This window comes from Formosa bonchosmolovskayae (assembly GCF_051016085.1).
Lineage (GTDB): Bacteria > Bacteroidota > Bacteroidia > Flavobacteriales > Flavobacteriaceae > Formosa.
Genome location: NZ_CP174605.1, coordinates 1,219,924 through 1,232,576, shown reverse-complemented (window position 1 = coordinate 1,232,576; position 12,653 = coordinate 1,219,924). Strand labels below are relative to the sequence as shown.

The 12,653-nt window shown below is 33.5% G+C and carries 14 protein-coding genes; 1 reads left to right on the top strand and 13 read right to left on the bottom strand.

From position 1 onward, the window contains the following. Nucleotides 1–30: 30 nt before the first annotated feature. The 12 genes from cysD to ACKC83_RS05035 form a co-directional block, all read right to left on the bottom strand. On the bottom strand, nucleotides 31–942 hold the full coding sequence (cysD, locus tag ACKC83_RS05090; RefSeq protein WP_434037248.1) for a sulfate adenylyltransferase subunit CysD: 912 nt from the start codon (nucleotides 940–942) through the stop codon (nucleotides 31–33). Then, on the bottom strand, nucleotides 935–1,540 hold the full coding sequence (gene cysC, locus ACKC83_RS05085; RefSeq protein ID WP_434037247.1) for an adenylyl-sulfate kinase: 606 nt from the start codon (nucleotides 1,538–1,540) through the stop codon (nucleotides 935–937). Before cysC ends, cysD begins: the two co-directional genes overlap by 8 nt. Then, nucleotides 1,540–1,959, bottom strand: coding sequence for a DUF2061 domain-containing protein (locus ACKC83_RS05080; protein WP_434037246.1), 420 nt, complete (start codon nucleotides 1,957–1,959; stop codon nucleotides 1,540–1,542). Before ACKC83_RS05080 ends, cysC begins: the two co-directional genes overlap by 1 nt. A gap of 70 nt (nucleotides 1,960–2,029) precedes the next feature. Next, complete coding sequence (gene cysQ / locus ACKC83_RS05075) at nucleotides 2,030–2,824, bottom strand: 3'(2'),5'-bisphosphate nucleotidase CysQ (RefSeq protein ID WP_434037245.1); 795 nt, start codon at nucleotides 2,822–2,824, stop codon at nucleotides 2,030–2,032. Continuing rightward, nucleotides 2,825–3,676, bottom strand: a complete 852-nt coding sequence (gene rfbD / locus ACKC83_RS05070) for a dTDP-4-dehydrorhamnose reductase (protein ID WP_434037244.1) — start codon at nucleotides 3,674–3,676, stop codon at nucleotides 2,825–2,827. Then, nucleotides 3,673–4,218, bottom strand: a complete 546-nt coding sequence (gene rfbC / locus ACKC83_RS05065; protein ID WP_434037243.1) for a dTDP-4-dehydrorhamnose 3,5-epimerase — start codon at nucleotides 4,216–4,218, stop codon at nucleotides 3,673–3,675. Before rfbC ends, rfbD begins: the two co-directional genes overlap by 4 nt. Continuing rightward, on the bottom strand, nucleotides 4,218–5,084 hold the full coding sequence (gene rfbA, locus ACKC83_RS05060) for a glucose-1-phosphate thymidylyltransferase RfbA (RefSeq protein WP_434037242.1): 867 nt from the start codon (nucleotides 5,082–5,084) through the stop codon (nucleotides 4,218–4,220). The genes rfbC and rfbA overlap by 1 nt, the downstream gene beginning before the upstream one ends. A gap of 1 nt (nucleotide 5,085) precedes the next feature. Next, nucleotides 5,086–6,105 carry a dTDP-glucose 4,6-dehydratase gene (gene rfbB, locus ACKC83_RS05055; RefSeq protein WP_434037241.1) on the bottom strand — a complete coding sequence of 340 codons (1,020 nt, stop codon included), beginning with the start codon at nucleotides 6,103–6,105 and terminating at the stop codon, nucleotides 5,086–5,088. Then, complete coding sequence (locus ACKC83_RS05050) at nucleotides 6,095–7,177, bottom strand: hypothetical protein (RefSeq protein WP_434037240.1); 1,083 nt, start codon at nucleotides 7,175–7,177, stop codon at nucleotides 6,095–6,097. Before ACKC83_RS05050 ends, rfbB begins: the two co-directional genes overlap by 11 nt. A gap of 5 nt (nucleotides 7,178–7,182) precedes the next feature. After that, the gene (locus ACKC83_RS05045; RefSeq protein WP_414035865.1) at nucleotides 7,183–8,871 is read right to left on the bottom strand and encodes a DUF6909 family protein; all 1,689 of its coding nucleotides are present in this window, start codon (nucleotides 8,869–8,871) and stop codon (nucleotides 7,183–7,185) included. A gap of 27 nt (nucleotides 8,872–8,898) precedes the next feature. After that, nucleotides 8,899–10,401, bottom strand: a complete 1,503-nt coding sequence (locus tag ACKC83_RS05040) for a GH3 auxin-responsive promoter family protein (RefSeq protein WP_434037239.1) — start codon at nucleotides 10,399–10,401, stop codon at nucleotides 8,899–8,901. Beyond that, nucleotides 10,398–11,270, bottom strand: a complete 873-nt coding sequence (locus ACKC83_RS05035; protein ID WP_434037238.1) for a M23 family metallopeptidase — start codon at nucleotides 11,268–11,270, stop codon at nucleotides 10,398–10,400. Before ACKC83_RS05035 ends, ACKC83_RS05040 begins: the two co-directional genes overlap by 4 nt. A gap of 118 nt (nucleotides 11,271–11,388) precedes the next feature. Between ACKC83_RS05035 and tatA the strand changes: the two genes are divergently transcribed. Continuing rightward, nucleotides 11,389–11,571 carry a twin-arginine translocase TatA/TatE family subunit gene (gene tatA / locus ACKC83_RS05030; RefSeq protein WP_434037237.1) on the top strand — a complete coding sequence of 61 codons (183 nt, stop codon included), beginning with the start codon at nucleotides 11,389–11,391 and terminating at the stop codon, nucleotides 11,569–11,571. A gap of 75 nt (nucleotides 11,572–11,646) precedes the next feature. Here tatA and ACKC83_RS05025 read toward each other — a convergent pair whose 3' ends face one another. Next, the gene (locus ACKC83_RS05025; protein WP_434037236.1) at nucleotides 11,647–12,630 is read right to left on the bottom strand and encodes a DUF4837 family protein; all 984 of its coding nucleotides are present in this window, start codon (nucleotides 12,628–12,630) and stop codon (nucleotides 11,647–11,649) included. Nucleotides 12,631–12,653 lie beyond the last annotated feature (23 nt).

Sequence of the window (12,653 nt, the reverse complement as noted above, 5' to 3'; positions counted from 1 at the left end):
ACTTGTTTCTTAAATTGATTGGAGAATTGATTAAAAATAGCCTTGACGTTTTCTGTCTTCCATTGCAGATTCTGAACGCTTATCGTCACTTCTGTTACCACGCTCTGTCTGACGCATTCCGGCAACTTCTTCTGCAATTTTTTCTAAGGTATCGGCATCAGATTCAATACCTCCTGTTATAGTAATATCTCCTAATGTTCTAAATCTAATTTTCTTGGTAACAACCTCCTCATGATCTTCTAGAACAAGGAACTCTGAATTCGGTATCCAAGCATCTTGTCTCCAAACCACTTCACGCTCATGAGCATAGTATAATGAAGGGATCGCAATGTTTTCACGTTTAATGTAATTCCAAACGTCCATTTCGGTCCAGTTACTTATTGGGAACGCTCTAAAATGTTCGCCTTCAAAATATTTACCATTTAAAATGTTCCATAATTCTGGACGTTGGTTTTTCGGATCCCATTGTCCGAAATCATCTCTATGCGAAAAGAAGCGTTCTTTTGCTCTCGCTTTTTCTTCGTCACGACGACCACCACCAATAGCACAATCTACTTTATTCGCTTCAATAGCATCTAAAAGCGTTGTAATTTGAAGCGCGTTACGTGTAGCGTTTTTACCTTTTTCTTCAGCAACTCGTCCGTCATCAATCGATTCTTGCACAGAACCAACTATTAAGTTTACACCTAAATCTTTAATAATATCATCTCTAAATTGAATAGTCTCGGGGAAGTTATGCCCTGTATCAACGTGCATTAAGGGGAAAGGAATTTTAGAAGGAAAAAACGCCTTTTTTGCCAAATGTGTTAACACAATAGAATCTTTACCTCCAGAAAATAAAATTACTGGATTTTCAAATTGAGCCCATACTTCTCTTAAGATATAGATAGCTTCACTCTCTAATTCATCTAAATAATTTAAATAATACTTCTTACTACTCATTACTTAATAATTTTAATTTAGGTAATATATATTCTACTATAGTGTTTGCAGCATCTTCTACAGACACATCTTCAGTTTTAATCTCAATATCTGGATGATTTGGAGCTTCATATGGGGCCGAAATCCCTGTCATATTTTTAATTTCGCCAGCTCTAGCTTTTTTGTAAAGTCCTTTCGTATCTCTACGCTCACATTCCTCCACACTTGTATTTACATATATTTCTATGTAGTTATTAGCTTTAACAATAGTCTTAATGTTTTCCCTATCTTTTTTATAAGGAGAAACAAATGCTGCCAAAGTAACAATCCCAGCATCAATCATCAGATTTGAAATCTCCGCTATACGACGTATATTTTCAGTACGATCTTCTGGAGAAAATGTTAAATCGTTGTTTATTCCTTTTCTAATATTATCGCCATCTAACGTATACGTCTTAATCCCTTTTTCATATAATTTTTGCTCAACGACATTCGCTATTGTCGATTTTCCTGAACCTGAAAGTCCTGTAAACCACATTAAAAAGGAATTATGCTGATTTTTATCCTGTCTATCTCCTCTGGATATTTGATAATCGTGAGGTATAATATTCTCTTTCATTATTCTTGCTTTTGACGTTTATCTCTATCCAGCCCAAAATTAATCTTATACCAAGCTTTTTCATGTAGATAGTATAAAATCATCTTTGTTAGCACTTCTGCCCCACCAACTTTCAATCCAATTAATGGATCTCCCGAGATTAACCAAGCTAGTGTCATGGTATCAATAGTACCAACAATACGCCAAGTTATTGTTTTATAAATATGGCGTTTATTACTTTCATCCATATCGACTTTAAACCATACACGTTCGTGTAAGTAATATAAAATCATTTTGGTCGTAATTTCTGCAAATCCAATTTTTATCCCTGTTAAAGGATCTCCAGAAATTAGCCAAGACAACAATATCGTATCTAAAGTACCTACTAACCTCCAAGTAATAGCTTTTGCAATATGTCTTTTATGTGAAGTGTCTTTCATTTTCTTAAAAAGTAAACACTATACGTTTACATAGGCAAAAGTAAACATTTTTTTAAGAAAAACAATTATCCTATGGGTTTACTAGGAAATAAGGATTTAATAAGTTCTCTTTATTGTATAATAACGCCTGATCCGTTTCTTTTGAAATGACCTCTACTCCAACAGCGTTACAAATCGCCTGACCCGCAGCAGTATCCCACTCCATTGTTGGAGCAAATCTCGGATAAACATCTGCATTTCCCTCTGCAACCAAGCAAAATTTAAGAGAACTTCCTTTGGAAACAATTTCTACATCACTGCCATTTGCCTTTAAAGTTTCTACAAAGTCAAGTGTGTCCTGACTCATATGCGAACGACTTCCAACAACCTGAACTGGATTAGAATTAGAATCTTTAGGTTGCAGTGCTTCCGCATGTTCCAAAACATATTCTATAGACGTATTATGGTCTTTTAATTCTACTTTAAAACCTTTATTATTGATTACATCCCCGTAGTATAAAGTCTTAACAGCTGGCACATAAATAACGCCTAAAACAGGTTTCCCATTAGTTACAAGCGCAATATTTACTGTAAACTCTCCATTACGTTTAATAAACTCCTTAGTACCGTCTACTGGATCTACAATCCAGCAGGTTTCCCAAGTTCTTCTAACATCGTAATCGGTTTGTTTATTCTCTTCGCTTATAATTGGAATTTCCGTTGGAATTAAGAATGAATTAATCACGTCGTTAGCTTTTTTGTCGGCTTCCGTTAGAGGTGATTTATCATCTTTTAGCTCTACATTAAAAGCCGTATCATACACTTGCATAATTACTTCTCCTGCTTTTAATGACGCTTCAATAGCGGTTTTTAAATTTGAATTCATTTATAAATTTTTGATAGCTTGCTTTAAACTTTCTCTCCAATGAGGGATATCTATTTTCAAAGCTTCTTTTATCTTTGATTTATCCATAACGCTAAATTGCGGACGCGCCGCAGGTGTTGGATATGCTTCTGTTTTAATTGGGAAGACTTTGGTATTTGTATTGGCAATTTCAAAAATAGCATGTGCAAAATCGTACCAACTGGCTACCCCTTCATTACTATAATGATATAGACCATAATTAGTCGAATTATCATTTATAATCTTCACCATTACACCCGCTAAATCTGTCGCATAAGTTGGCGTTCCAATCTGGTCTGCAACCACATTTAATTCCGGTCTAGATTCTGCTAAACGCAACATGGTTTTCATAAAATTATTAGCATGTTCCGAATACAACCAAGATGTTCTTAAGATGAAATATGCTTCTAGGCTCTTTTGAATGGCTTGTTCGCCTTCCAATTTAGTTAAACCGTATATCCCTAAAGGTTGAGCACTATCGTTCTCAGAATATAAAGCCGAAGATTTCCCATCGAACACAAAATCTGTAGAGACATGGATTAGCTTTACATTATTAGCTTTGCAGGCCATTGCTAGATGTTTAGCTCCATCTTTATTTACTTTTCGCGCTAAATCCACATCAGATTCAGCTTTATCTACAGCCGTGTATGCTGCACAATTAATACACCAATCGATATTGTTATTTTGAAAAAAATCAGCAACGTGTTGCTGATTTGTAATATCTAAATCTTCCGAATCTGTATATATATATTGAAGCTGATCATAGTCCTTGCTAACATCTTTAATACTTGTTGCTAGCTGACCATTTCCTCCGGTAACTAAAATATTTATCATAATTTCGCTTTTTCAAATGATGGCAAAACAATATCTTTTTCTGAAATATTCATTTCACTTTCATCAATTTGCCAATCAATATTTATCGTTTTATCGTTATAAATTATACCGCCTTCAGAAGCCTTGTTATAGAAATTATCGCATTTATAAGAAAATATTGCAGTTTCGCTTAAAACCACAAATCCATGTGCAAATCCACGAGGCACGAATAATTGTTTTTTATTCTCTTCGGTTAAATTTACGGCCACATGTTGTCCAAACGTAGGAGAATCCTTCCTTATATCGACAGCGACGTCCAACACCTCACCTTTAACTACACGAACTAACTTTGCTTGCGCATATTCACCTAATTGATAATGAAGTCCTCTTAGAACGCCACGAGACGAAAACGATTCGTTATCTTGAACGAAAGTCACATCTAAATTTGTTAATTTTTTAAATGTCTGAGCATTATAAGATTCTAAAAAGTAGCCTCTTTTATCTCCGAAAACTTGAGGTTCGATTATGAAACAATCTTTTAGTTTAGTTTCTGTAACAGTCATTATTTTTTATTTAGTAATCCTAATAAATTTCTACCGTACCCACTCTTTAATAAAGGTTGTGCTAAGGCTTCAAATTGTTCAGTAGTAATGTAACCCATTTCGTAAGCGGCAGCTTCTATAGAACCAATTTTTAATCCCTGACGCTCTTCTAAAACCTCAACAAATTGAGAGGCTTGCATTAGCGATTGGAATGTACCTGTATCTAACCAAGCCGTACCTCTGTCTAAAATACTAACACTTAATTTCCCTTGTTCTAAGTACACTTTATTAACATCGGTAATTTCTAATTCACCTCTATGACTAGGTGCAATATTTTTAGCAATTTCTACCACAGAGTTATCATAAAAATAAATACCAGGAACCGCATAATTAGATTTCGGGTGTTCAGGTTTTTCTTCAATAGAGATAGCTTGACCATTTTCATCAAAATCTACTACGCCGTAACGTTCTGGATCATGAACGCGATACGCATAAATAATTCCACCATCAGGATCGTTATTCGCTTGTAATAATTTTCCTAAACCTGTTCCATAAAAAATGTTATCTCCTAAAATTAAGGCCACTTTATCGTCTCCAATAAAATCTGATCCAATAATAAAAGCTTCAGCTAGACCATTAGGTTCTTCTTGTACAGCATATTCGAACTTACATCCGAACTTTTCTCCATCTCCCAATAAATCTCTAAATAATGGTAAATCTTTAGGCGTTGAAATGATTAGAATCTCATTAATACCTGCATACATTAATGTAGACAACGGATAATAAATCATTGGTTTATCGTAAATAGGCATTAATTGCTTACTTACGGATAATGTTAAGGGGTGTAGTCTGGTTCCTGAACCTCCTGCTAGAATAATTCCTTTCATCTTAATTTTTGTATTTATTGATATACCACTCTATTGTTTTCTTAATTCCTGTTTCGAAATTTTCATCGGCTTTCCAGCCCAATTCATTTTCTAACTTTGTAGCATCTATGGCATAACGGAAATCATGTCCTGCACGATCTTTTACAAAAGTAATTTGATCTGCATAAGGCTTATCTTTTGGATAAATACCGTCTAAAATACCACAAATGGTATTTACAATATACATGTTATCACGCTCGTTTCTACCTCCAATATTGTACGTTTCACCGAACTTTCCTGTTTTATAAACTAAAGCAATTCCTTTACAGTGATCTAAAACATATAACCAGTCACGGATATTTTTCCCGTCGCCATAAATTGGAATATCTTCACCCGATAATGCTTTTCTAATAATTGTCGGAATTAATTTCTCGTCATGCTGTTTCGGGCCATAATTGTTAGAACAATTAGTTGTTAAAACATTCATCCCATAAGTATGAAAATAACTTCTTACAACAAAGTCTGAAGAGGCTTTAGAAGCACTATATGGACTATTTGGAGCATAGGGAGTAGACTCTAAAAACAGACCTGTTTCACCTAACGTTCCATAAACCTCATCTGTAGAAATATGATGAAATTTATTATTCTCGCACCCTTCTTTAAATTCGAAAGGCCCATTCATCCAGTGTTTTTTAGCAACATCGATTAAATTAAATGTTCCAAAAATATTGGTTTGCATGAAAGCATCAGGATTTTTTATAGAATTATCTACGTGCGATTCTGCAGCAAAATGAATAACTCCAGAAAACTTGTATTTATCGAATAATTCTTCAATTAAATTACGATCACAAATATCGCCTTCAACAAAAGTATAATTTGGATTATCGTCTACTTCCGATACGTTTGCCAAATCTCCAGCATAAGTTAACTTATCCAGGTTTACAAGATGAACATCTTTGTTTTCTTCCAAAAAATAAGGAACAAAATTAGAGCCAATAAACCCTGCTCCTCCGGTAACTAAAATTGAAGTTTTATCCTTCATAATTCTTTATAAATTTTATGATTTTTGATAATGCAAAACCTATATACAATACTATAAAAGCAAGAATAGGTAATATGAGCATATATTTCTTTTGAATTTTTGATACTTTATTCCCAACTGATTGAAATCCAGAAACCGTCTCGAAAAGTACGTCTTCTTCAAGCTGTTCTCTTTCAAGTCTCACTAACTGATTTCTTAAATCTATTTCTTTATTAAACAGTTCAAATTCCTTGGTTACCGATTTATCTTTTTCGAAAGATAACCCATCTCCTATAGTCATGCCTTTCCTCGATTGCGATTTTGATTCTGCTTCTAAAACGGAAATATAAACTTTTTGTAATGAATCTATTTTATCTAAAGATGAATTTATACTTATTTTTTCGATATTATATAATTTATCCCGTTTATCCATCAATGTTTGAGAGTATTTATTCTGAATCGTCGCATTAAAACCGCTTTCTAAGTCTTGAAAAATATTATTTTGAAGTGCCTCTACATTGATTTCAAATATCTTAGAAGAATATATATCTCTACCTTCTAGATATTTCTCGTAGGTAAAATTACTTGCCGTAGCAGAGTCTGTAGACTGTAAAAACTCTTCATATTCCAGAACTAACTCCGTCTCCGTTTCTGGTCCTTGAACCACCTCTATCGCTTGAATTTTTTGAGCTTGCTCCACATTTATTTTAAAGATGTTGGCTATATCATTGTAGTTACCATCCTCTATTAAAGAATTAAAGTATTTAACATTATTTATTAGCGGAAATTTAGAGTCATAATACGGCTTAACCAACATACTGGAGCTGTAAACAATTGGTTTGGTTTTATCCATAAAATAACCAATAGCAGCAGAAATTAGAATTATAACTAGTATAATTTTGGAATATGTAACTATGGGCTTTAAAATGTAAATAAGTCCTTTAAAAATAGATTTAAAGATTAACCCAATAAATTTAAATAAGTTAGAAAACCCTTTACCTATATAGTTAAACAAAACGATTAAGTCTACTTCTTCGTTTGAAGTTTGTTGTTTTTGTGGCAGATTAGAATTCTCTGGCAAGTTTGTGTTCATTTAAATTAGTTAAATATTTGTTGTAAAATGGTTCTTGTAATTAAATACGTTGGTTTTACTCCCGATGTTCCTAATCCACCTGAAGCCAAAGTTCCTCCTGTTTCTAACGGGTTGTCACTTGCGTAATACGCATATCTTACTTTAACATCTGGAGAAATATTTCCGCGTACTTTAGAAGCAGACTGAATCGCTTTTTGGTAATGTGCACCTTCCATTTCTAATCCAATGACATTCCATGTAGAATTATAAAAGAATTTTAGAATGTCTTTATTTTGAAGCGAAGTTCCCAACACAGTAATCATTGTGCCTTCCGAAACTCCAATTCCATGTCCTTCTAAATCGGATTTACTTAATTCGTTATTAAGCGGATAGTTATCTGCTGTTCCTTCAAAAATATGAGCAGAAGGTATCATAATATCTCCTTTTCCGCCTTCTAAAATTCCAGCTTTTCCCATTATAGAAAGCGATTCCACATTTAAGTGTACTTTCTTACCTTCTATTTTATAAGGTTTTAAAAGTTCGTCTATAGTTTCGTAAGCTTGCTCTCCAAATGCGTAATCCATAACTAAAAGCACTGGCTTTTCTTCTTGTAATTTCGCTTGGTTTGCATCGATATCAATTTTTGAAAAATCTATTTTAGAGGTATCAAAAATCTGAACATCAATATTTGTTCCTGAGCTATCTTCAATAAAAATCATTCCTCTTTGCAACGCTTCTTTATTTACTTTATTGCGAAGCGACTTATTATCTTTATGACTTATAGCCTCATACACTTCAAAAACATCCTTTTTTGACACTAAGGTTTTTAAAGCATTTGGAGCAAAAAGCGTATTCATTACACTGTGCATATTTGCACTAATAACATGAATCGGACGATTTAATAGTTTATTTTTATAAAGCACTTGCTTGATGTTATTTGCCCAAATTTCACCATGAATATGGTGTCCTAAGCGTTCTCTTAACATCGGACTAAAACTAACAGTGCGTTTATCGTTATTTATAACTTCTTCTATAGCTAATTTACCTAACCAATACACAATATGTAACAAGCGTTCTGGACGGTTTGGAGCAGAAAACTGACTATAAATATCAGTGATTTCGTTAAAAGTTCTGCCTAAAATATTCGCGGTATACGTTATTGCTATTTCTCGGTCTTGTTGAGATAATTCTTCATTTGCAAGAACTACTTTTTCTAATTTAATCCAATCTCTTGTGGTCGTACCCTCGTCGTCAATAATAACACGTTTACTAATTTTATGAGATTCAATAAAAAGAAAAGTAAGGTGGGTAAGGATATCGTAAATTTCTGATCGTCCGCGCGTGATTTCAATATTCATCTGATCCTCATCAATACGGTAACAATTACGACGACGTTTAGGCGGAATTATCGCTTTAAAATGAGAATTAGCATAGCCCTCGTCACTCGTTAAATTTATATAACGACATTCTTCAATACCTATTGGTAGTCTATCAATAATATAAAGCAATCCGTTTAATTCGGCTTTTTCATCGCCTACAGATCCATAAATCTCAGGTCTTAAAAGCAATAATGCTTCTCTTAACGTTTCACCAGAAATTCCCATTGGTTTGTAAAACCCTCGATTAAACAGATGTCTCATCGTAATATACATGCGCTCTATCGCACCTGAGCTCTCTTGAGCTCGCGTTCTTTCATGATGTTTTTTATTACTCATACAAATATTTTGCATGTAAATATACTACTATTTAGTTACTTTTAAAGCATATAGCGTATCTGCTATTTTTCGGTCGTTAGATAATCTTGGAATTTTATTTTGACCTCCTAACTTTCCTATAGATTTCATATAATCTTGAAATCCATCTTTTTTAATTAAAGTAATTTTTAAAGGCTGTAGTACTTTACCAATAATTAAGTCGTAATAATAACTATTCTGATTTTGAAGTGATTGGTCTAAACGATTTACTAACCCTGCAAGATCTTCTGGTTCGTTTTCAAACTCTACAAACCACTCGTGAAATGGTAAACCTGATTCTGGATTAATTTGAGGCGCAACAGTAAATTCTGAAATACGAATATCTGTGTTTTCGGTAGCTACTCTCATTGCTTCTTCAACCTCCTTACCAATTACATGCTCTCCAAAGGCCGAAATAAAATGTTTTATTCTACCAGTAACCACCACGCGATATGGTTTTAAAGACGTAAATGCTACCGTATCTCCAATGTTGTAAGCCCACAATCCGGCCGTGGTCGAAATTATCATTACATAATTAACACCTAGCTCGACATCCTTAATCGTGATTCGTTTTGGATTCTCATCGAAAAAGGTATCTGCTTTTATAAACTCGTAGAAAATTCCCGAATTTAATTGAAGTAACATCCCCTTTTCGCCTTGCTTATCTTGATAAGCAAAGAACCCTTCACTCGCTGGGTACAATTCGATACTATCTACTTTTCGACCGATTAATTTTTCAAATTTAGCGCGATATGGTTCGAAATTTACACCTCCAAAAATGAATAAATTGAAATTCTCAAATATATCTCCAACTGGTTTTCCTGTCTTTTCTAGAAGTTTCTCAAAATACATTTGTACCCAAGATGGAATTCCTGAAATTATGGTCATATCCTCCGGAAGCGTTTCCTCTACAATAGCATCTACCTTTGTTTCCCAATCTTCAATACAGTTGGTTTCCCAACTTGGCAACCTATTTTTTTGAAGATATTTAGGTACAAAATGCGCAACAATGCCTGATAATCGGCCAAGATTTATACCGTTTTTCTTTTCTAAAATCGGACTCCCTTGAAGGAAAATCATTTTTCCATCTACAAAACTAGAATTACCCGTTTCGTTTATATACATTAAAATAGCATTTCGTGCCGCCTCGATATGCGTAGGCATACTTTCCTTGGTAATTGGTATGTATTTAGCTCCAGAAGTGGTCCCAGATGTTTTTGCAAAATATAGGGGTTTCCCTTTCCAAAGTATATCTTCTTCTCCGTCTACAACTTTTAGCACGTAAGGCTTTAACTCTTCATAATCACGTACTGGAACGTGTTTTACAAAATCTTCGAAGGTTTTAATACTTTGAAAATTGTGATCTTTTCCAAATTGAGTAGAAGTCGCTTCTGAAATTAAATTTTTAAAAACGTTATCCTGAGTCTCAATAGGATTATTGGCCCATTTCTGAACAGTATAATGTATATACTTAGAAAATGGTTTTGCTAGTAATGCTTTTATAGAAATCATGGTTTAAAGTCGATAAAATTAATTGGATTAATAGGGTATCCATCACTCCATAATTCAAAATGTAAATGAGGTCCCGTAGTAAATTCACCTGAGTCACCCGCAGTTGCTATAACTTCTCCCGCCTTAACTAAATCGCCTTGATCCTTAGTTATAGACGCATTGTGTTTGTAAACTGAAATTAAACCGTAACTATGCTCTAAAATTAAAACAAAGCCGGTTTGCGACGTCCATTCTGCGAAAATAACACGACCATCGGCAGTGGCTTTTATAGGCGTATCTTTTGCCACAACAATATCTACAGCGTAGTGTTTATCTTTTACACTGTATGATTCACTTATTTCGCCACTTACCGGCGGAAACAATACAAAATTAGCTGCTGTAGTTGCCGATTCGAAAAGATTATACTTATCTTCTTTATCTACTTTCTCTCGTAATAAAGAATCGGCTTTTGTCGGATTTAAGTCTACTTGGCTTGCTTCATATTTAGTTGCCGCAATAATAGAATCTTTATTTATATTAGGAGTAGATACATCGCCTTCTAAAACTTTCTTTATAGACGCATAAAACTGTTCGTTTTCATGCAACACTTGCTGTATAGAATCTGTTCTGAAGTGTAATTCTGTTGCCGATTTTTTTAAAGTAGAAGAAGAATACCCCGGAATATATTCTCGTAAAGGCGTATAAGCTATTAAAAGTGTAGTTCCTGTTATTAAAAAGATGGTTAATAACGAGAGTACCACAAATACATTTAACCGATTAAGTTTAAACGACAAACGCTCTTCAAAAGTGTCTTCGTTTAAAATAACAAGGCGATACTTATGCAGTAACTTCCGTGTTATTTTTTTCTTTTTAGTTTTCTTTTGATTCATCTTAAAAACAAAATTAAAGAATTTAATTGCACGAAACCTTTATGTTTTCTTAAAATTCTGATAATAACAATAATATTAAACTTTAATTATTACCTTTGTTTTTTAAACATAAAAGAATATGATTTCTCAAGCAATATTTTTAATGATTGGTGCACCTCAAATCATCTTAATTGTAGTAATTGTTTTATTACTTTTTGGTGGTAAAAAAATACCTGAACTTATGCGTGGATTAGGAAGTGGTATTAAGGAATTTAAAGACGCTTCGAAAGAAGAAGACGAAATCAAAGACAAAAAAGAATAGTTTATATATTCGAAGCATAAAAAAAGCCAACAATTAATAATTGTTGGCTTTTTTATGTCTTGTACTATAAGGTATTTAGTCAATTTTTATCGACTTCATTATCGCATCCAGTTCGAATACATAATCACGTTTTTCTACCGACGGTGCAAATGTAAATCCTTCAATAACAAGTAATCTGTTGTTAGCTTTATCTTCAATAATATAATTTATAAAGGGACCAGACATAAATGCATTTTTTACATCCCAAATTCCTTTAGTTTCAATAACAGGTTTATCGTCTATAGTCGTATGAAATAGATAAGGAGCGTATGCCTTTTCTGTAATCATAAACGTGCCTTCTGTTGGTCCAGGAATATGAACTTGCCCAATAGAATCTCTTATTTTAATAACTTGCTGTACTAAACTATCGTTTTGTTTTATAGCATTTAACGGTAACTCGTAAAGCATTATGTTTTGTGTTCCTGTGGTAATATCTTTTCTTAACCAGAAAAAGTTATTGTCTTTTTTCGCTATACGATACGCTGTAGGAAGCTCCATTTTAATACCTAAAGCCTTCTCTATAGTATCAATTTTAAGTAAAGACAACTTAATTCTGCGTTGCTTTTCTTTAATTTCTTGACTTTTAAAAGCCTCAATAATTTTAGGAGCATTAGATTTTAACTGTTCCACAACCTCATCTTCTGTTTTACCAGACACAACCACTACTTTTTGAGGAATGGCATATACGTTTTTACCAAACTTTACAGAAGACGTTTTATTTGGCCCAACTTCTACTCTTAATACTGTTCTGTTTTTTGTTACAAACCCGCTAAACACTTGAGTTGGAATCTGACTTAATGAAAACAATGGTTCGTCTTGTGGTAATCCATCTACCGGAGCGGCCATTACATCTCTAATAACCTCACCAACTTTACCTTGCCATAAATCGTTGTCGACTACAACAGATAAGTTATTTAGATTTCCAGAAGATTCTGATAATAATTTTTGGTTGCTTTTTTTATCTCCATTACAACTAGTAAGCACTAAAAGTGCAGATACAAAAAATAGAATTTTACGCATAATGTTTAATTTTATAAGAATTA

What these genes read in the sequence shown, in the direction of transcription:
- cysD (WP_434037248.1), bottom strand. Translation starts at nt 942, where the DNA reads ATGAGTAGTAAGAAGTATTATTTAAATTATTTAGATGAATTAGAGAGT.
- cysC (WP_434037247.1), bottom strand. Translation starts at nt 1,540, where the DNA reads ATGAAAGAGAATATTATACCTCACGATTATCAAATATCCAGAGGAGAT.
- ACKC83_RS05080 (WP_434037246.1), bottom strand. Translation starts at nt 1,959, where the DNA reads ATGAAAGACACTTCACATAAAAGACATATTGCAAAAGCTATTACTTGG.
- cysQ (WP_434037245.1), bottom strand. Translation starts at nt 2,824, where the DNA reads ATGAATTCAAATTTAAAAACCGCTATTGAAGCGTCATTAAAAGCAGGA.
- rfbD (WP_434037244.1), bottom strand. Translation starts at nt 3,676, where the DNA reads ATGATAAATATTTTAGTTACCGGAGGAAATGGTCAGCTAGCAACAAGT.
- rfbC (WP_434037243.1), bottom strand. Translation starts at nt 4,218, where the DNA reads ATGACTGTTACAGAAACTAAACTAAAAGATTGTTTCATAATCGAACCT.
- rfbA (WP_434037242.1), bottom strand. Translation starts at nt 5,084, where the DNA reads ATGAAAGGAATTATTCTAGCAGGAGGTTCAGGAACCAGACTACACCCC.
- rfbB (WP_434037241.1), bottom strand. Translation starts at nt 6,105, where the DNA reads ATGAAGGATAAAACTTCAATTTTAGTTACCGGAGGAGCAGGGTTTATT.
- ACKC83_RS05050 (WP_434037240.1), bottom strand. Translation starts at nt 7,177, where the DNA reads ATGAACACAAACTTGCCAGAGAATTCTAATCTGCCACAAAAACAACAA.
- ACKC83_RS05045 (WP_414035865.1), bottom strand. Translation starts at nt 8,871, where the DNA reads ATGAGTAATAAAAAACATCATGAAAGAACGCGAGCTCAAGAGAGCTCA.
- ACKC83_RS05040 (WP_434037239.1), bottom strand. Translation starts at nt 10,401, where the DNA reads ATGATTTCTATAAAAGCATTACTAGCAAAACCATTTTCTAAGTATATA.
- ACKC83_RS05035 (WP_434037238.1), bottom strand. Translation starts at nt 11,270, where the DNA reads ATGAATCAAAAGAAAACTAAAAAGAAAAAAATAACACGGAAGTTACTG.
- tatA (WP_434037237.1), top strand. Translation starts at nt 11,389, where the DNA reads ATGATTTCTCAAGCAATATTTTTAATGATTGGTGCACCTCAAATCATC.
- ACKC83_RS05025 (WP_434037236.1), bottom strand. Translation starts at nt 12,630, where the DNA reads ATGCGTAAAATTCTATTTTTTGTATCTGCACTTTTAGTGCTTACTAGT.